12 protein-coding genes and 2 pseudogenes are annotated in these 16,843 nt (G+C 67.5%); 8 read left to right on the top strand and 6 right to left on the bottom strand.

Annotated features, from left to right (window positions below):
* Window positions 1–19 precede the first annotated feature (19 nt).
* A pseudogene (pabB, locus tag AC1RGU_RS12875) lies at window positions 20–1,776 on the top strand (aminodeoxychorismate synthase component I).
* 75 nt (window positions 1,777–1,851) lie between these two features.
* Here pabB and ettA read toward each other — a convergent pair.
* The gene (gene ettA / locus AC1RGU_RS12870; protein WP_062475998.1) at window positions 1,852–3,513 is read right to left on the bottom strand and encodes an energy-dependent translational throttle protein EttA; all 1,662 of its coding nucleotides are present in this window, start codon (window positions 3,511–3,513) and stop codon (window positions 1,852–1,854) included.
* 294 nt (window positions 3,514–3,807) lie between these two features.
* Between ettA and AC1RGU_RS12865 the strand changes: the two genes are divergently transcribed.
* Together AC1RGU_RS12865 and AC1RGU_RS12860 are read left to right on the top strand one after the other, a co-directional pair.
* Window positions 3,808–5,610, top strand: a complete 1,803-nt coding sequence (locus AC1RGU_RS12865; protein WP_492696465.1) for a DEAD/DEAH box helicase — start codon at window positions 3,808–3,810, stop codon at window positions 5,608–5,610.
* Between the two features lie 126 nt (window positions 5,611–5,736).
* Window positions 5,737–6,789 carry an endonuclease/exonuclease/phosphatase family protein gene (locus AC1RGU_RS12860; RefSeq protein WP_492696464.1) on the top strand — a complete coding sequence of 351 codons (1,053 nt, stop codon included), beginning with the start codon at window positions 5,737–5,739 and terminating at the stop codon, window positions 6,787–6,789.
* 11 nt (window positions 6,790–6,800) lie between these two features.
* On the opposite strand, the gene AC1RGU_RS12855 is transcribed toward AC1RGU_RS12860, so the two are convergent.
* The 5 genes from AC1RGU_RS12855 to AC1RGU_RS12835 form a co-directional block, all read right to left on the bottom strand.
* The gene (locus AC1RGU_RS12855; protein ID WP_492696463.1) at window positions 6,801–8,000 is read right to left on the bottom strand and encodes a mandelate racemase/muconate lactonizing enzyme family protein; all 1,200 of its coding nucleotides are present in this window, start codon (window positions 7,998–8,000) and stop codon (window positions 6,801–6,803) included.
* 86 nt (window positions 8,001–8,086) lie between these two features.
* A complete protein-coding gene (locus AC1RGU_RS12850; RefSeq protein WP_492696462.1) occupies window positions 8,087–9,097 on the bottom strand; it encodes a TRAP transporter substrate-binding protein in 1,011 nt (336 codons plus the stop codon).
* Between the two features lie 61 nt (window positions 9,098–9,158).
* On the bottom strand, window positions 9,159–10,460 hold the full coding sequence (locus tag AC1RGU_RS12845; RefSeq protein ID WP_070062487.1) for a TRAP transporter large permease: 1,302 nt from the start codon (window positions 10,458–10,460) through the stop codon (window positions 9,159–9,161).
* A complete protein-coding gene (locus tag AC1RGU_RS12840; protein WP_492696461.1) occupies window positions 10,457–11,008 on the bottom strand; it encodes a TRAP transporter small permease in 552 nt (183 codons plus the stop codon). The genes AC1RGU_RS12845 and AC1RGU_RS12840 overlap by 4 nt, the downstream gene beginning before the upstream one ends.
* A 54-nt stretch (window positions 11,009–11,062) precedes the next feature.
* Window positions 11,063–11,812: a FadR/GntR family transcriptional regulator gene (locus tag AC1RGU_RS12835; protein WP_062476018.1), complete on the bottom strand. Its 750-nt coding sequence runs from the start codon at window positions 11,810–11,812 to the stop codon at window positions 11,063–11,065.
* A 214-nt stretch (window positions 11,813–12,026) separates the two neighbouring features.
* Here AC1RGU_RS12835 and AC1RGU_RS12830 point away from each other — a divergent pair, with 214 nt between their 5' ends.
* The 5 genes and pseudogenes from AC1RGU_RS12830 to AC1RGU_RS12810 all read left to right on the top strand — a co-directional run bounded on the left by AC1RGU_RS12830 (window position 12,027) and on the right by AC1RGU_RS12810 (window position 16,839).
* Complete coding sequence (locus tag AC1RGU_RS12830; RefSeq protein ID WP_307587408.1) at window positions 12,027–13,766, top strand: IlvD/Edd family dehydratase; 1,740 nt, start codon at window positions 12,027–12,029, stop codon at window positions 13,764–13,766.
* Between the two features lie 297 nt (window positions 13,767–14,063).
* Window positions 14,064–14,975 (top strand): 2-dehydro-3-deoxygalactonokinase, encoded by a 912-nt coding sequence (locus AC1RGU_RS12825; protein ID WP_492699321.1) that lies wholly within the window; start codon window positions 14,064–14,066, stop codon window positions 14,973–14,975.
* Window positions 14,972–15,613: a 2-dehydro-3-deoxy-6-phosphogalactonate aldolase gene (locus AC1RGU_RS12820; protein ID WP_492699319.1), complete on the top strand. Its 642-nt coding sequence runs from the start codon at window positions 14,972–14,974 to the stop codon at window positions 15,611–15,613. The genes AC1RGU_RS12825 and AC1RGU_RS12820 overlap by 4 nt, the downstream gene beginning before the upstream one ends.
* Window positions 15,614–15,646: 33 nt before the next feature.
* Window positions 15,647–16,399: pseudogene (locus tag AC1RGU_RS12815) on the top strand (aldolase); the annotation flags it as partial.
* Window positions 16,400–16,512: 113 nt separating this feature from the next.
* Window positions 16,513–16,839: a hypothetical protein gene (locus AC1RGU_RS12810; protein WP_095746254.1), complete on the top strand. Its 327-nt coding sequence runs from the start codon at window positions 16,513–16,515 to the stop codon at window positions 16,837–16,839.
* Window positions 16,840–16,843: the final 4 nt, after the last annotated feature.

The following is a 16,843-nucleotide window of genomic DNA, read 5'->3' as shown; positions in this document are numbered from 1 at the left end:
AGGCCCGGGCGCGCGCTTGCTGTCCACGCTGATCGATTTCGCCGACCCGCGCACCGACGGGGCGACCCGGCTGCGCGCCGCCTTCGGCGCGCCCGTGCGCGTGCTGGTCGCCCATGCGCCGCACGAGGTGCGCCCCGTGCTGGGCGCCGTCGAGGCGCTGGCCCGCGAAGGCCGCTGGTGCGTCGGCCACCTGCGCTACGAGGCCGCCGCGGCCTTCGACCCGGCGTTCGACGTGCATGCGTCCGACGGGCCACTGGCCTGGTTCGGCGTGCATGACGTGGCGTTGCCATGGCCCGACGCGCCGGCGCCCGCCGTGGCGCCCGTCGCGTGGTCGGCCGACCTGTCGCGCGAAGCCTTCGACCGCCACATGGCCGCGATCCACCGCGCCATCGCCGACGGCGTGCTGTACCAGCTCAACTACACGGCGCCGCTGCGCGCCACTTTCGACGGCGACGCGCAGGCCTGGTTCCATGCGCTGCGGCAAGCGCAGCCCAACGGCTACGGCGCCTTCATCGACACCGGCGACGAGCAGGTGCTGTCGGTGTCGCCCGAGCTGTTCTTCGACCGCGACGGCGACCGCATCCTCGTGCGCCCCATGAAGGGCACCGCGCCGCGCGGCGCCACGCCCGCCGAGGACGCGGCCCACGCGCTGCGGCTGCGCACCGTGCCCAAGGAGCGCGCCGAGAACGTGATGATCGTGGACCTGATCCGCAACGACCTCTCGCGCGTGGCCCAGCCCTTCTCGGTGCGCGTGCCGCGCCTCTTCCACACCGAGGCGCTGCCCACCGTGTGGCAGATGACCTCCGACGTGGAGGCCCGGCTGCGCGAGGGCACGACGCTGGCCGACCTGTTCGCGGCGCTGTTCCCCTGCGGCTCCATCACCGGCGCGCCGAAGGTGAGCGCCATGCGCATGATCCGCGCGCTGGAGCCCGACGCGCGCGGCGTGTACTGCGGCGCCGTGGGCGTGGTGCGGCCCGGCGGGCACGCGACCTTCAACGTGCCGATCCGCACCGTCACGCTGCGCGGCAACGCCGCACGCTGCGGCATCGGCAGCGGCATCACGGCCGATGCGCAGGCGGATGCGGAGTGGGACGAGTGGCGGCACAAGCGCGCTTTCCTCAACACAGCGGTATCTTCGCAACCATGACCTCCTTCGAGCTGCTCGAAACCCTGGCGCTGACCGATGGCACGCTGCGCGATGCGCCCGCGCACCTCGCCCGCATGCGCAACGCGGCGGCGCACTTCGGCTATCCGTGGCACGAAGCACACCTGACGGCCTGCCTGGACCAACTACGCACCACGCATGCCGCAGGCACATGGCGCGTGCGCCTGCTGCTCGACGCACAAGGCCAACCGCGCGCCGAAGCCTTCGCCATGGACGCCCCGCCACCGCGCGTGCGCCTGCAACTGGCCGCGCGTGCCTTCGATGAGGCCGACAGCGAGTTCTCGCGCTTCAAGACCACGCGCCGCGCGCACTACGAGGCGTTCACACCGACCACGCCCGGCGTGTTCGACACCCTGCTGTGGAACCGCGATGGCGAGATCACCGAATGCACGCGCGGCAACATCGCGCTGCGGCTCGACGGCCGCTGGGTCACGCCGCCGCTGCACTGCGGCCTGCTCGACGGCATCGGCCGCGCCCGCCGGCTGCGCGAAGGGCAGCTGACCGAAGCGGTCGTGCGCGTGGACGACCTGCCCCGCGTCGAGGTACTCGCCTTCGTCAACAGCCTGCGCGGCTGGCTCGACGCCGACCTCGTCGACCACGACGCCCCCTGAACGACAAAGCGCGCGGCCCCTTGCGGAACCGCGCGCTCTGGTCGTCGAAGCGGCCGAAGCCGCCTGCGCCCTGTCTTACTTGAGTGCCTTGTAGCGCATGCGCTTGGGCTTGGCGCCTTCTTCGCCCAGGCGCTTCTTCTTGTCGGCTTCGTACTCCTGGTAGTTGCCGTCGAAGAAGGTCCACTGGCTGTCGCCTTCGGCGGCGAGGATGTGCGTGGCGATGCGGTCGAGGAACCAGCGGTCGTGGCTGATGACCATCACGGTGCCGGCGAACTCGAGCAGCGCGTCTTCCAGGGCGCGCAGGGTTTCCACGTCCAGGTCGTTCGACGGTTCGTCCAACAGCAGCACGTTGCCGCCCGCGATCAACGTCTTGGCCAGGTGCAGGCGGCCGCGTTCACCGCCCGACAGCGTGCCGACCTTCTTCTGCTGGTCGGCGCCGTTGAAGTTGAAGCGGCCCGCGTACGCGCGGCTGGCCATCTGGAACTTGCCGACGTTGATGATGTCCAGGCCGTTCGAGATGTCTTCCCACACGGTCTTGTCGGACGCCAGTTCGTCGCGGTGCTGGTCGACGAAGGCCATCTTCACGGTCTGGCCGATGACGACCTCGCCCGTGTCCGGCTTTTCCTTGCCCGCGAGCAGCTTGAACAGCGTCGACTTGCCGGCGCCGTTCGGGCCGATGATGCCGACGATCGCGCCCGGCGGCACGGTGAAGCTCAGGTTGTCGATCAGCATGCGGTCGCCGAAGGACTTGCTGACGCCGTGGAATTCGAACACCTGCTGGCCCAGTCGCTCGGCCACAGGAATGAAGATTTCCTGCGTTTCGTTGCGCTTCTGGTATTCCATGTCGCTCAGCTCTTCGAAGCGGGCCAGGCGCGACTTGCTCTTGGCCTGGCGTGCCTTCGGGTTCTGGCGCGACCACTCGAGTTCCTTCTTCAGGGCCTTGGCGTGGGCTTCTTCGCTCTTTTGCTCCTGCGCCAGGCGTTCGCCCTTCTGCTCGAGCCAGGTGCTGTAGTTGCCCTTCCAGGGAATGCCGCGACCGCGGTCCATTTCCAGGATCCACTCGGCGGCGTTGTCCAGGAAGTAGCGATCGTGGGTGATGGCCACCACGGTGCCCGTGAAGCGCTGCAGGAACACTTCGAGCCACTCGACCGATTCGGCGTCCAGGTGGTTGGTCGGTTCGTCGAGCAGCAGCATGTCGGGCTTGGACAGCAGCAGGCGGCACAGCGCCACGCGGCGCTTTTCACCGCCCGACAGCAGGCCGATCTTGGCGTCCCACGGCGGCAGGCGCAGCGCGTCGGCGGCGATTTCCAGCTGGTGCTCGGAATCGGTGCCGGCAGTGGCGATGATGGCTTCGAGCTGGGCCTGCTCGGCCGCCAGCGCGTCGAAGTCGGCGTCTTCGGCACCGTAGGCGATGTAGACCTCTTCGAGGCGGGCCTTGGCCGCGAACACCGCGCCCATGGACTCCTCGACCGATTCGCGCACCGTGTGCTCGGCGTTGAGCTTGGGTTCCTGCTCCAGGTAGCCGATCGTCATTCCCGGCATGGGCAGGGCCTCGCCCTCGAATTCCTTGTCCACACCCGCCATGATCTTGAGCAGCGTGGACTTGCCCGAGCCGTTCAGGCCGAGCACGCCGATCTTGGCGCCGGGGAAGAAAGAGAGCGAAATGTCCTTCAAGAGCTGCCGCTTGGGCGGCACGGTCTTGCTGACGCGGTTCATCGAATAGACGTATTGAGCCATCTGTGAATGATTACCTTGGGTAGCTTGGGATTTGCGTAAAAGCACGGTCGTCCGGACAGTGATCCGGGCGCGGCGAACCCATGATTATCGACTCATGCGACAATAGTCCTCGTTGCCGGGTCCAGTTGCCCGCAAACCGGCTCTCTGCCGGGGACGAAGAAAACCCCAAATCACCGCGGGTCTTCCGGCTCCCACCCCTGACCTTCATCTGCCTTGACTGGCTCGGCGTCACCCCAAAACGACGCCTGGCGGGCCGATGCCACTGCGCCGTGTATGGCGCTTGTTGTTTCCACAATGAATTTTGACGAACTGAAGCTGGCTCCCGCCATCTTGAAGGCTGTGCACGAGCACGGCTACGACACCCCCACCCCCATCCAGGCGCAAGCCATTCCCGTGGTCCTCGACGGCCACGACCTGCTGGGCGGCGCCCAGACCGGCACCGGCAAGACCGCGGCCTTCACCCTGCCGATGCTGCACAAGCTCACCATGAGCCGCAGCGCCACCAACAAGTTCGGCGGCATCGGCATCCGAGCCCTCGTGCTGACCCCCACGCGTGAACTCGCGGCCCAGGTCGAAGAGTCGGTGCGCACCTACGGCAAGTACCTGCAACTCGACTCCACCGTGATCTTCGGCGGCGTGGGCATGAACCCGCAGATCAGCAAGCTCAAGAAGGGCGTCGACATCCTCGTGGCCACCCCCGGCCGCCTGCTCGACCTGCAGCAGCAGGGCATGCTCGACCTGAGCCAGGTCCAGATGCTGATCCTGGACGAAGCCGACCGCATGCTGGACATGGGCTTCATCCACGACGTGAAGAAGATCCTGGCCCTGGTGCCCAAGGAAAAGCAGAGCCTGCTGTTCTCGGCCACCTTCAGCGACGAGATCCGCGACCTCGCCGGCTCGCTGCTCAAGAACCCGCAGAGCATCCAGGTCACGCCGCGCAACACCACGGTGCAGCGCATCACGCAGGTGATCCACCCCGTGGGCCGCGGCAAGAAGAAGGCGCTGCTCGCGCACATCATCAACGAGAACAAGTGGAGCCAGGTGCTCGTGTTCACGCGCACCAAGTTCGGCGCCAACAGCGTGGCCGAGTTCCTCACCAAGAACGGCATCGAGGCGATGGCGCTGCACGGCAACAAGAGCCAGAGCGCGCGCACCCAGGCGCTGGCCGGCTTCAAGAGCGGCGACATCCGCGCCCTGGTGGCCACCGACATCGCCGCGCGCGGCATCGACATCGACGAGCTGCCGCACGTCGTGAACTACGAGATCCCGAACGTCAGCGAAGACTACGTGCACCGCATCGGCCGCACCGGCCGCGCCGGTTCGAGCGGCGAGGCCGTGAGCTTCGTGTGCCTGGACGAAGAAGGCTTCATGCAGGAAATCGAACGCTTCACGAAGCAGACGATCCCGGTGCAGAAGGTCGAGGGCTTCGGTCCTGAAGAAGGCGAACGCGCCGAGCCGATCGCCATGGGTCGCCAGACGATCTGGGGCGGCGCCGGCCGTCCGCCGAGCCGCGAAGTCATGCAGGCAGCCGCCAAGGCCGCCCGCACCGAGATGATGTCGCGCATCCGCGAGAACAAGGCCGGCCAGGGTGGCGGCAACGGCGGTGGTGGCGGCGGCAATGGCGGCGGACAACGCCGCGGTGGCGGCCAGGGCGGCGGCGGCCAAGGCCGCAATGCCAACAGTGGCGGCCAAGGCCAGGGCCAGGGCCCGCGCGGCCAGGGCGCAGCCCGTCCCGCACAGGGCCGCGGCCCGCAGCAAGGCCAGCCGCGCGCGCCGCAGCAGCCGCATCACCACGCACCGCACGAAGAGCGCCAGCCGCGCCATCACGGCAACAGCCACAGCCCGACGCAGGCCAACCAGGTCGCGCACCTGCGCGCCGAAGCCGTTGCAGGCGGCGGCGCCGGCCAGCCGGACCCGTTGCGCACGAGCGTCGACCACATGGGTGGTCGCGGTCGCGGCGGCCGTCCGGGCGGCGGTGGCGGCTACGGCGGCAACCGTTCGGGTGGCGGTGGCCGCTCGGGTGGTGGCGGTGGTGGCTACGGCGGTGGCGGTGGTGGCCGCTCCGGCGGCGGCGGTGGCCGTTCGTTCGGTCGCTGAAACGCACACACGCGTCGATACACGCGTCGATTCCACAAAGGGCACTTCGGTGCCCTTTTTCGTTTCTGCCGGTGCGGCCGGCGCGGCAGGTTCGTTTGCACCGTCTCAGGACACAATGTGCGGGCCATGCCCTCCTACATCCCGCCCAACTACGCCACGCTCTTCGTCGCGACCTGCAACCTGCTCAACCTCGCGAACCCCAACCGCGTGTACTACGAGAACCAGGACGCCTACAACGAGCGCGAATACGAACGCAAGATCGACTGGATCGGCGAGCGCATCCACGCGCTCAATGCCGACGTGCTCGCGGTGCAGGAGGTGTGGGACGAGGCCGCGCTGAAGGCCGCCATCGGCCGCAGCGGGCTGCGCTACGACTTCGTCTCGGTGCCGGGCGCCGAGAACTCGCCGCCGCCCGGCAGCCCGCCGGGCACGCCCGGGCGGCCGGGCGCACAGGGCACGCCGCGCGTCGGCATCGTCACGCGGCTGCAGGTGGACAGCGTGCAGTCCTTCGTCGACTTCCCCGCGGGCTTCGGTGTCGAGGTGCCGGGCATCGGCCCGCACACGCGCTTCGAACGCCCGCCCCTGCTGGCCACCGTGCGCATGAAGCACGGCCAGCAGGTGCATGTGCTGACGGTGCACCTGAAGTCCAAGCGCCCCAAGTTCCTGCAGGACGCGCAAGGCAACCACCTCGAAGACCGCGACGACCGCAAGATCGGCGCCATGGCCTCGCTGCGCTCCTTGCTGATGCGCGGTGCCGAGGCCGCGGCCCTGCGTTGCATCGTGATCGACCTGCTGCAGGGCACCAACGTGCCGCTGGTGGTGATGGGCGACTTCAACGACAACCCGCACAGCGTGACCACGCAGCTGGTGGCCGCCACATCAGAGGTTGCCTACGACAAGGCCGCGCGCGACGTGGCGCTGTTCAACGCCTACGAGATGCAGGGCGAGTCGGCGCTGAAGAAGGACGTGGCCTATTCGCACATCCACCAGGGCTTTCCGGACGTGCTCGATCAGATCCTGGTGAGCGAGGAGTTCGTCGCCAGCAGCCGCCACAGCCTGGGCGACGTGCGCCGCGTCGACTACTTCAACGACCACCTGCACGAAGGCCGCGACCGCTCGCGCTCGGACCACGGCTTCGTGCGCGCCCTGCTGCGGCTGCGCACCGACGACAACCGCTGATAGCGACGCCCCTACGCCGCCTTCGACACCCGCACGATCGCGTCGGCGCGCTTGTGCAGGTCGGGCAGCAGCTCCAGGCCGAGGCCGGGCTTGTCGTTGAGGCTGATCATGCCGTTCTCGACCTTCGGCAGCTCGGTGACGAGTTCCTTGTACCAGCCGGTGAAGAAGGCGCGCACGCTCTCCTGGATCAGCGCGTTGGGCGCATGCAGGCTCAGGTGCGTGGACGCGGCCCAGACCACCGGCCCCGTGCAGTCGTGCGGTGCCACGGGCAGTTGCCAGGCGTCGGCCATGGCGGCGATCTTGCGCGCCTCGGTGAGGCCGCCGCACCAGCTCAGGTCGAGCATCGCGACCCCGGCCACGCCGGTCTGCAGGTAGTCCTTGAAGCCCCACTTGTAGCTCAGCGTTTCGCTGGCGCAGACGAGCGCCCGGCAGTCCTTGGCGTACTGCTTGAGCAGGTCGAGGCTGTCCATGCGGATGGCGTCTTCGTGCCAGAAGGTGTCGAACTCCTGCAGCGCACGTGCGATCTTCTGCGCCATCGGCAGCCGCCACAGGCTGTGGAACTCGACCATGATGTCCATCTTGCCGCCCACCGCCTGGCGGATTTTGCGGAAGGGTTCGAGCGCGGTGTTGAGATCGGCGTTGCTGATGTACTGCCCGTGGCTCTTTTCCGCCGCCGGGTCGAAGGGCCAGATCTTCATGGCCGTGATGCCTTCGGACAGCAGCGACTCGGCCAGCTCGTCGGCGTGGTGCAGGAAGCCCTGCAGGTCTTCGTACGGCCCGTTGTTGTTGGCCAGGCCCCAGTTCGAGCTGGTCTGGTTGGTGGCGCTGCGGATGTACTGGTAGCCCGCGCAGGTGTTGTAGATGCGGATGGCATCGCGGCTCTTGCCGCCCAGCGCCGTGTGCACCGGCATGTTGGCGGCCTTGCCGAACAGGTCCCACAGGGCGATGTCGACGGCCGAGTTGCCGCGCGTTTCCACGCCCGACCCGCGCCAGCCGAGGTAGCCCGTGATGTCGCGGTTGCGCGCCTCGATCTGCAGCGGGTCGGTGCCCAGCAGTTTCAGCGCCGCCCACTCGTGCAGGTAGGCCTCGACCGCTTCGGCGCCCATGAAGGTCTCGCCGAGGCCGACCAGGCCCTCGTCGGTGTGCAGGCGCACCCACAGGATGTTGGGAAATTCGCCGAGGCGGATGGTTTCGACTTGCGTGATTTTCATGAAAGGGGTTCCGCAAAAAGAAAAAGCCGCAGCGGCGTATGCCGCGCGGCTCTTGCACACATTCAGCGCATGGCCGAACGCCTCGATCAGCCCCCGCGCGCCTTCTTCAGCGCGTCGGTGACCACGCCCACGGCTTCCGTGCCGATGTTGGGCACGTTCTTGTCGTACACGGGCTTGACCTTTTCCAGCATGCGCTTCTGCTCGGCCGCCGAGACTTCGTTCACCGTCATGGTCTTGCGCAGGCTGACAAGCGACTTCTCGTTGAGCGCGCGGTTGGCTTCGCGCTGGACCTTCTGGCCTTCCTTCGCGGCCTCGCGCAGCACCGCCTGCTCCTGCGGGTTGAGCTGGTCCCAGAGCTTCTTGCTGTAGAGGATGAGGAAGGGCGTGTAGGCGTGGCGCGTCACGCTCAGGTACTTCTGGACCTCGCTGAACTTGGAGGTCTCGATGGTCACGAAGGGGTTCTCCTGGCCGTCGATGGTGCGGGTCTCCAGCGCGGTGAACACCTCGCCGAAGGCCATGGGCACGGCGTTGGCGCCCAGGGTCTTGAACGAGTCGAGGAAGATGTTGTTCTGCATCACACGCAGCTTCACGCCTTCGAAGTCCTCGGCCTTGGCCACGGGCTTCTTGCTGTTGGTGAGGTTGCGGAAGCCGTTCTCCCAGTAGGCCAGGTTGACGAGGCCGGCGGCTTCGAGCTTCTTGTTGAAGTACTCGCCCGCGGGGCCGTCGAGCACCGCGTCGGCCTCCTTCTCGTTGGCGAACAGGAACGGCAGGTCGAAGGCGCCGAGTTCCTTCACGATGCCCACCAGCGGCGAGCTCGACGTGCACACCATTTCCTGCGTGCCGGCGCGCAGCGCCTGCGTGGCCGGCAGGTCGCCGCCCGCGGCGCCGCCCCAGAAGGCCGTGATCTTCATCTTGCCGCCGGTCTTGGCCGCCAGCACCTCCTGCATCTTCTTCACGCCCACGCCCACGGGGTGGTCTTCGTTCACGCCGTTGGTGAACTTGATCGTGCGTTCGGCAAATTGCGCGAGGGCGCCGGTCGACGCCAGCAGGCCGCCGGCCACGAGGGCGGCGGTCATCAGGGTTCTGCGAAACAACATGCTTGTCTCCTTCGATTCGAGGGGTTGGTTGAACGAACTGACTGACAGGAAAAAAGAAGAACTAGCGCCCCATCCACCACTGCAGCGGCACTGTCACGAGCTGCGGGAAGAACACCAGCGTGAACAGCACCACCAGGTGGGCGATGAAGAAGGGCATCACGCCCTTGAAGGCATCGTCCATCGAGATGCGCGCCACGCCGCTCACCACGTTGAGCACCGTGCCCACGGGCGGCGTGATCAGGCCGATGGCGTTGTTCATGATGAACAGCACGCCGAAGTACACCGGGTCGATGCCGGCCTTGAGCACCACGGGCATCAGCACCGGCGTGAGGATGAGCACGGTGGGCGTGAAGTCGAGCGCGGTGCCCACGATGACGATCAGCACCATCATCACGAACATCAGCAGCGTCTTGTTGTCCAGGAAGGGCTCCAGCAGCGACACCACCTCGGTCGGGATGTTGGCCACCGTGATGAGCCAGGCGCTCACCATCGCGGCGGCCACGAGGAACATCACGACCGCGGTGGTCTTGCCCGCCGCGAGCGTGAGGCGGTACAGGTCTTTGACCTTGAGTTCGCCATAGATGAAGAGACCCACCACGAGCGAATAGACGGCCGCGACCACGGCGGCTTCGGTCGGCGTGAAGACGCCGAACTTCATGCCGCCGATGATGATGATCGGCAGCGCCAGCGCCAGGCTGCCCTGCGCCGTGACCTTCAGCCGCTCGCCCCAGGGCACGCGCGGCGAGGACTTCACGTTGTCCTTCCGGGCCACGATCCACCAGGCCACGCCCACTGCGAGCCCCATCAGGATGCCGGGCACGATGCCCGCGAGGAACAGCTTGGTGATCGACACGTTGCCCGCCACGCCGAACACAATGAGCCCGATCGACGGCGGGATCACCGGCGCGATGATGCCGCCCGCGGCAATGAGGCCGGCCGAGCGGTTCATCTGGTAGCCGGCGGCCTTCATCATCGGGATGAGGAGCGCGGCGAGCGCGGCCGTGTCGGCCACGGCCGAGCCCGACAGCGAGGCCATGATGATCGCGGCCAGCACCGCCACATAGCCCATGCCGCCGCGGTAGTGGCCGACCCAGGCCATCGCCAGGTTCACGATGCGCCGGCTGAGCCCGCCGGCGTTCATGAACTCGCCGGCGAGCAGGAAGAACGGCACCGCGAGCAGCGGGAAGTTGTCGGCGCCATCGACGAAGCGCTGCGCAATGATCTGGCTGTCGAAGGCCGGCAGGCCGCCGGTGTAGGCCAGCCAGCCCATCAGCGAGACGCCGCACACCAGCAACGAATACGAGATCGGAATGCCCAGTGCCATGGCGCCGAGCAGGGAAACGATGAAGATCGTGACGGTCATTGCGCCACCTTCCCGTGTGCGGCGGCGTCGAGCACCTGTTCTTCGGATTCCATGATCTGGATCAGCTCCTGGTCGGGCACCCTGCCCCTGAACAATCGCCAGAGCTTGTCGATGTTGAAGAGGGCCATCACCACCGACACCACGTAGCCGATGCCGTAGACCCAGATCATCGAGATGCCGACCACGGGCGAGATGTTGGTCACCTGCAGCTCATGCATCTCGTAGGTGCCCATGAAGAAGAGCACGTTGCAGAACAGCATGAGCGACTGGCTCAGGAAGAAGCAGACCTTCTTGCCCCTGAGCGGCAGGTGCTTGATGAGCGTGTCGACACCCAGGTGCGCGCCGTCGCGCATGGCCACCATGGCGCCGATGTAGGTGAGCCAGATGAAGCAGTAGCGCGACATCTCGTCCGACACCGAAATGCCCGAATTGAAACCGTAGCGCAGCACCACGTTGCCGAACACCATGACGACCATCGCCACCATGCACACGACGACGAGGAACTCCAGCAGGCGAAAAAATCCGTCGATAGCCCTTTGCATCAGCATCTGCGTCTCCTGACTTTCCAGTGTTGTTATGGGATGTCTGCGCGGCCGCCGCGTCTAGAGCGGGAAGGCCTTCAGCTGCGTGGCCGGGCGGCTGATGCGCGGAATCTTCTTGCGCGAGGCCAGCACCGTCTCGATGTCGTGGCGCGCACCGTCGATGAGCACCAGCACAGCTTTTTCGGCGGCGGCCGGATCGCGCGCGATGACGGCGTCGAGCACCGCGCGGTGCAGCGGCAGCGAACTCGCGGGCCCGTTCTTGCGGGTGGTCGATATCTCGAAGCTGGTGCGCAGCAGCGCGCCCAGCGCACGGCTCATCTGCACCAGCATGCGGTTGTGGCTGGAGCGGATGAGACCCTGGTGAAAGCGCAGGTCGGGCGTGATGTAGTCGCCGCCGAACTCGATGGCGCGCTTCATGCCCGCGTAGGCGTCTTCCATGTCGGCGATGTCTTCGGCGGTGGCGCGCTGGGCGGCCAGCGCCACCGCGGCGGGCTCGACCACGCGGCGCAGGTCCTGCAGGTCGCGCAGAAACTCGGCCGACAGGCCCGCCTGCGTCTGCCAGACGATGACGTCGGCGTCGAACCAGTTCCACTGGTCGGGCGGCTGCACGCGCGTGCCCACCTTCGGGCCGCTGGTCACCAGGCCCTTGGCGATCAGCGACTTGATCGATTCGCGCACCACGGTCCGGCTCACGCCGAGCTCTTCGCACAAGAGCGGCTCCGGCGGAATCGACGCGCCGGGCGCATAGCGGCCCGCGACGATGTCGCTGCCGATGCGGTCGACCGTGTTGCCGTGAACGTTCTTGATCATGCCTGCCTGTGGGTGTGTGGTTCTGGTGGTGTCCGGTGCCTGTTTACCTGCCCGTATCGGGGCCGGATTCAGGCGGATTTGCCTGTGCCGGCCACTCGAAAACCCTGAATGCGCGACAGCTCGTCACGCTTATCATATGATGATTGAAACGGTCGTCCCGCAGGAAAAACCCTGAGGATTTCCGCAAAGCATCAACGACGAAGAGACACATCCCATGAGCAACGCCCCGAAGAAAAAGCCCGCCAGCGAACTGCGCAGCCAGCAATGGTTCGGACGCCACGACCGCGACGGTTTCATCTACCGCAGCTGGATGAAAGGCAAGGGCGTGCCGCACGACCAGTTCGACGGTCGCCCGGTCATCGGCATCTGCAACACCTTCAGCGAACTCACGCCCTGCAACTCGCACTTCCGCACGCTCGCCGAGCAGGTGAAGATCGGCGTGTACGAGGCGGGCGGCTTCCCGCTCGAATTCCCGGTGATGTCGCTGGGCGAGACGCTCCTGCGCCCCACCGCCATGCTGTACCGCAACCTCGCGAGCATGGACGTCGAAGAAAGCATTCGCGGCAACCCGCTCGACGGCGTGGTGCTGCTCATGGGCTGCGACAAGACCACGCCCGCGCTGATGATGGGCGCGGCCAGCGTCGACCTGCCGACCATCGGCGTGTCGGGCGGCCCCATGCTCTCGGGCAAGTGGCGCGGGCAGGAACTGGGCTCGGGCACCGGCGTGTGGCAGATGAGCGAGCAGGTGCGCGCCGGCACGCTCAAGCTGCAGGACTTCTTCGAGGCCGAGAGCTGCATGCACCGCAGCCACGGCCACTGCATGACGATGGGCACGGCCAGCACCATGGCCAGCATGGTCGAGTCGCTGGGCATCGGCCTGCCGGGCAACGCGGCCTACCCTGCCGTCGACGGCCGCCGCAACGTACTCGCGCGCCAGGCGGGCCGGCGCATCGTCGACATGGTGCATGAAGACATGAACATGTCGAAGATCCTCACACGCGAAGCGATCGAGAACGCGATCAAGGTCAACGCGGCCATCGGCGGCTCGACCAATTTCGTGATCCACCTGCTGGCCATTGCGGGCCGCATGGGCGTCGAGCTCACGCTCGACGACTTCGACCGCCTCGCCGCCGACCTGCCCTGCCTCGTGAACCTGCAGCCCTCGGGCCAGTTCCTGATGGAAGACTTCTGCTACGCGGGCGGCCTGCCGGTGGTCATCAAGGAAATCGCCGACCACCTGCACAAGGACATCCTCACCGTCACCGGCCAGAGCGTGTGGGAGAACGTGAAGGATGCCGAGAACTACAACCCGCAGGTCATCCGCACCCAGGCCGAGCCCTTCAAGGACAAGGCCGGCATCTGCGTGCTGCGCGGCAACCTCGCGCCCAACGGCGCCATCATCAAGCCCAGCGCGGCCACGCCCGAGCTGCTGGTGCACAAGGGTCGCGCGGTGGTGTTCGAAAGCGCCGACGACCTGCACAAGCGCATCGACGACGAGAACCTGGACATCGACGAGCACTGCATCATGGTGCTCAAGAACTGCGGCCCCAAGGGCTACCCCGGCATGGCCGAGGCCGGCAACATGCCGCTGCCGCCGAAGGTGCTGCGCAAGGGCATCACGGACATGGTCCGCATCAGCGACGCACGCATGAGCGGCACGGCCTACGGCACCGTCGTCCTGCACACCGCGCCCGAGGCGGCTGCAGGTGGCCCGCTGGCGCTGGTGCAGGACGGCGACATCGTCGAGCTCGACGTGCCGAACCGCAAGCTGCACCTGCACGTGAGCGACGAGGAACTGGCGAAGCGCCGCGCGAAATGGGTGGCGCCCAAGGCCCCGCTCGATTCGGGGTACTGGAAGCTGTACGTCGACACGGTGCTGCAGGCCGACCAGGGAGCGGACCTGGCCTTTCTGCGTGGTCGCCGTGGGGCTTTTGTGCCGCGAGACAATCACTGATTTGGAGAGATCCAGGGCTCGATCCCGCCGACGGGGTACCTTGCTCCGCGAATGTCCCCCGCCCTTCGGGCTCCTCCTTGATTTCGCTGCGCAAGGCACCCCATCGACGTGAGCGGGTTCAGAGCAGTCGTTGATCGGCCCGCACGACGACCGCGCCTCTAGTGCCCAGGACACTGGGTGCTTCCCGCAGCGAAATCAAGGAGGAGGCCGCAGGCCGGGGGACATTCGCGGAGGGAAGTACCCGGTGGCCTGGGCACGCGCCCCGAACAAACTCTCGAAACGCTACAGACGACAGACATGACAAGACTCATCGCCATCGACTGGGGCACAAGCTCGCTACGCGGTGCATTGCTCGACCCGAGCGGACAGGTCATCGAAGAGCGCAGCGACGCCCGCGGCATCCTCACCGTGCCCGAGGGCGGCTTTCCTGCCGTGTTCGAGTCGCTGTTCGGCGACTGGATGCGCCTGGAAGACACGCGCTGCCTGATCTCCGGCATGGCCGGCAGCAAGCAGGGCTGGGTCGAAGCGCCCTACTGCCCCTGCCCCGCAGGCCGCGTCGAAGTAGGCCGCAGCATCATCGCCACAGACGCCATCCCCGGCGCGCGCATCGCCATCGTGCCCGGCCTCAGCGACGAGCACGCCGGCGTGCCCGACGTGATGCGCGGCGAAGAGGTGCAGATCCTCGGCGCCATGACGATCACCGGCCTGGACGACGGCGTCTTCGTGCTGCCCGGCACCCACAACAAATGGGCCACGGTCAAGAAAGGCCGCGTCGCGGGCTTTCGCACCTACATGACGGGCGAGTTCTACGCGCTGCTGAGCCAGCACTCGATCCTGGGGCGCTCGCTCGACGCGGCCGCGCCGCTCGACGAAGCCGCGTTCCTCGAAGGCGTGACGCGCTCCGAGAACGGCCACGGCCTGCTGCACAACGCCTTCGGCACCCGCACGCTCGCGCTGTTCGAACGCATGCCGAAAGAGGAGCTGTCGAGCTACCTGTCAGGCCTGCTCATCGGCGAAGAGCTGCGCACGCAATCGGTACAGGCCGTCGGCGAGGTCGTGCTGATCGGCTCTTCCGCCCTCACCCAACGCTACACCCTGGCCCTGCGCGCCACCGGCGTCGCCACGCGCACGCTCGGCGCCGAAGCCACCTGGGCCGGACTGCACACGCTGTCCGGCTTCCTCGACACCGACCGGACACCCGCCCCATGACCACGCCCCTCGATAAATTCAACGCCGCGATGCAGGCCCTGCCGCTCGTGGCCATCCTGCGCGGCCTCTCGCCCGCCGAAGCCGCCGACGTGGGCGACGCCATCGTCGAGCCCGGCTTCCGGCTGCTCGAAGTGCCGCTCAATTCGCCGCAGCCGCTGGAGAGCATCGCGCTGATGCGCCAGCGCTTCCCCACCGCACTGGTCGGCGCGGGCACCGTGCTCGACGCCAAGCAGGTGCGCGAAGTGCATGCGGCCGGCGGCGAGCTGATCGTGTCGCCCAACTTCAATGCCGACGTCATCGCCGAGGCCGCGCGCCTGGGCATGGTCTGCCTGCCCGGCGTGATGACGCCGACCGAAGCCTTCGGCGCGCTCGCGGCCGGTGCCACGGGCCTCAAGCTGTTCCCGGCCGAGCTGGCCTCGCCCGCCGTGGTCAAGGCCCTGCTCGCGGTGCTGCCCGCCGGCACGCCCGTGATGCCCGTGGGCGGCATCGCGCCTGACAACATGGGCGCGTGGCGCGCGGCCGGCGCCGCCGGCTTCGGCATCGGCTCGGCGCTCTACAAGCCCGGCAAGACCGCCGCCGCCGTGCGCGAGGACGCGCAGCGCTTCGTGGCCGCCTGGGCCGGGCTGGTCCGCGCCTGATCCGGCACGAACGATTCACCCACCACAAGAAAGAAGGAGACCCCCGCGATGTCCGCCGATTCCGAATACGCCAGCCCCGCCGTGCGCCAGTTGCGCGAAGACCTCGCGCTCGCCTTGCGCGCCGCGGCCCACCACGGGCTGTCCGAAGGTGTGTGCAACCATTTCAGCGTGTTGCTGCCGGGTGCGCAGGACCGTTACCTGATCAACCCGCGCGGGTTGCACTGGAGCGAGATCGGCCCGGACGACATCGTGCTGATCGACGTGCACGGCGAAGTGCTCGCGGGCCGCCACCGCGTGGAACCCACCGCCCTCTTCATCCATGGCGCGGTGCACCGGCTCACGGGCCACGCCGTGGTGCTGCATTGCCACATGCCCTACGCGACGGCGCTGTCGCTCACGGTCGATCGCGCACTCGACCCGACCGCCAGCCAGAACGCCATGCGCTACATGAACCGCATCGCCATCGACGCCGAGTACAACGGCCTGGCACTGGACGACGCCGAGGGTGAGCGCATCGCGCGCGCCATGGCGGGCAAGGACGTGGCCTTTCTCGCGAACCACGGCGTGATCGTGGCGGGCGGCACCATCGCGCATGCCTACGACGACCTGTACTACCTGGAGCGCGCCTGCCTGCACCAGGTGATCGCGCAATCGACCGGGCGCCCGCTGGTGCCCGTCGACGCCAAGCTGGCCGCGCACGTGGCGGCGCAGATCCAGGGCGAACGGGAACAGTCCGACCTGTTCTTCGAAGCCCTGCGACGCATGCTGCCGACCCCGCAACGCTGAAAAAGCGCGAGCGCAGCGGCTTACAGCTCTTCATGCGATTTCGCTTCCGGCTTACAAGAACTTCACATAATGGCGCGACGATGAGGCATCGCAATCACTCCCCAGGAGTCGCCATGAAAAAGCTGACATTCGCCTTCGGTGCTGCCGCCCTGCTGTCGCTGGCCGCCCTCACCGCGCCGGCCCATGCCCAGGCCGGCGGCCCGTTCATCCAGGCCCAGGTGTACGTGACGCCCGCGCCGCCGCCGCGCCATCACTACTACGCCCCGCCGCCGCCCCCGCGCCACTACCACCCGGGCTACTACGACGGTCCGCGTCGCCATGGTTACTACGACCACGGCCGCCGCGATTGGGAAGGCCGGCGCCACGGCCGCCGGGACAACGACGGCGACGGTGTGCCCAACCGCTACGACCGCCGCCCGAACAACCCCTACCGCTATTGACGCA

The organism is Variovorax sp. GW823-FHT02B07, from assembly GCF_058797695.1.
Note: the sequence above shows the minus strand (reverse complement) of the source record. Positions and strands in the feature narration are given on the sequence as shown.

Bases quoted from the DNA above. Each gene is read 5' to 3' on its own strand.
- AC1RGU_RS12830 (WP_307587408.1), top strand. From the start codon at position 12,027: ATGAGCAACGCCCCGAAGAAAAAGCCCGCCAGCGAACTGCGCAGCCAG.
- AC1RGU_RS12820 (WP_492699319.1), top strand. From the start codon at position 14,972: ATGACCACGCCCCTCGATAAATTCAACGCCGCGATGCAGGCCCTGCCG.
- AC1RGU_RS12850 (WP_492696462.1), bottom strand. From the start codon at position 9,097: ATGTTGTTTCGCAGAACCCTGATGACCGCCGCCCTCGTGGCCGGCGGC.
- AC1RGU_RS12860 (WP_492696464.1), top strand. From the start codon at position 5,737: ATGCCCTCCTACATCCCGCCCAACTACGCCACGCTCTTCGTCGCGACC.
- AC1RGU_RS12825 (WP_492699321.1), top strand. From the start codon at position 14,064: ATGACAAGACTCATCGCCATCGACTGGGGCACAAGCTCGCTACGCGGT.
- AC1RGU_RS12845 (WP_070062487.1), bottom strand. From the start codon at position 10,460: ATGACCGTCACGATCTTCATCGTTTCCCTGCTCGGCGCCATGGCACTG.
- AC1RGU_RS12865 (WP_492696465.1), top strand. From the start codon at position 3,808: ATGAATTTTGACGAACTGAAGCTGGCTCCCGCCATCTTGAAGGCTGTG.
- AC1RGU_RS12835 (WP_062476018.1), bottom strand. From the start codon at position 11,812: ATGATCAAGAACGTTCACGGCAACACGGTCGACCGCATCGGCAGCGAC.
- AC1RGU_RS12810 (WP_095746254.1), top strand. From the start codon at position 16,513: ATGAAAAAGCTGACATTCGCCTTCGGTGCTGCCGCCCTGCTGTCGCTG.
- AC1RGU_RS12840 (WP_492696461.1), bottom strand. From the start codon at position 11,008: ATGCTGATGCAAAGGGCTATCGACGGATTTTTTCGCCTGCTGGAGTTC.
- AC1RGU_RS12855 (WP_492696463.1), bottom strand. From the start codon at position 8,000: ATGAAAATCACGCAAGTCGAAACCATCCGCCTCGGCGAATTTCCCAAC.
- ettA (WP_062475998.1), bottom strand. From the start codon at position 3,513: ATGGCTCAATACGTCTATTCGATGAACCGCGTCAGCAAGACCGTGCCG.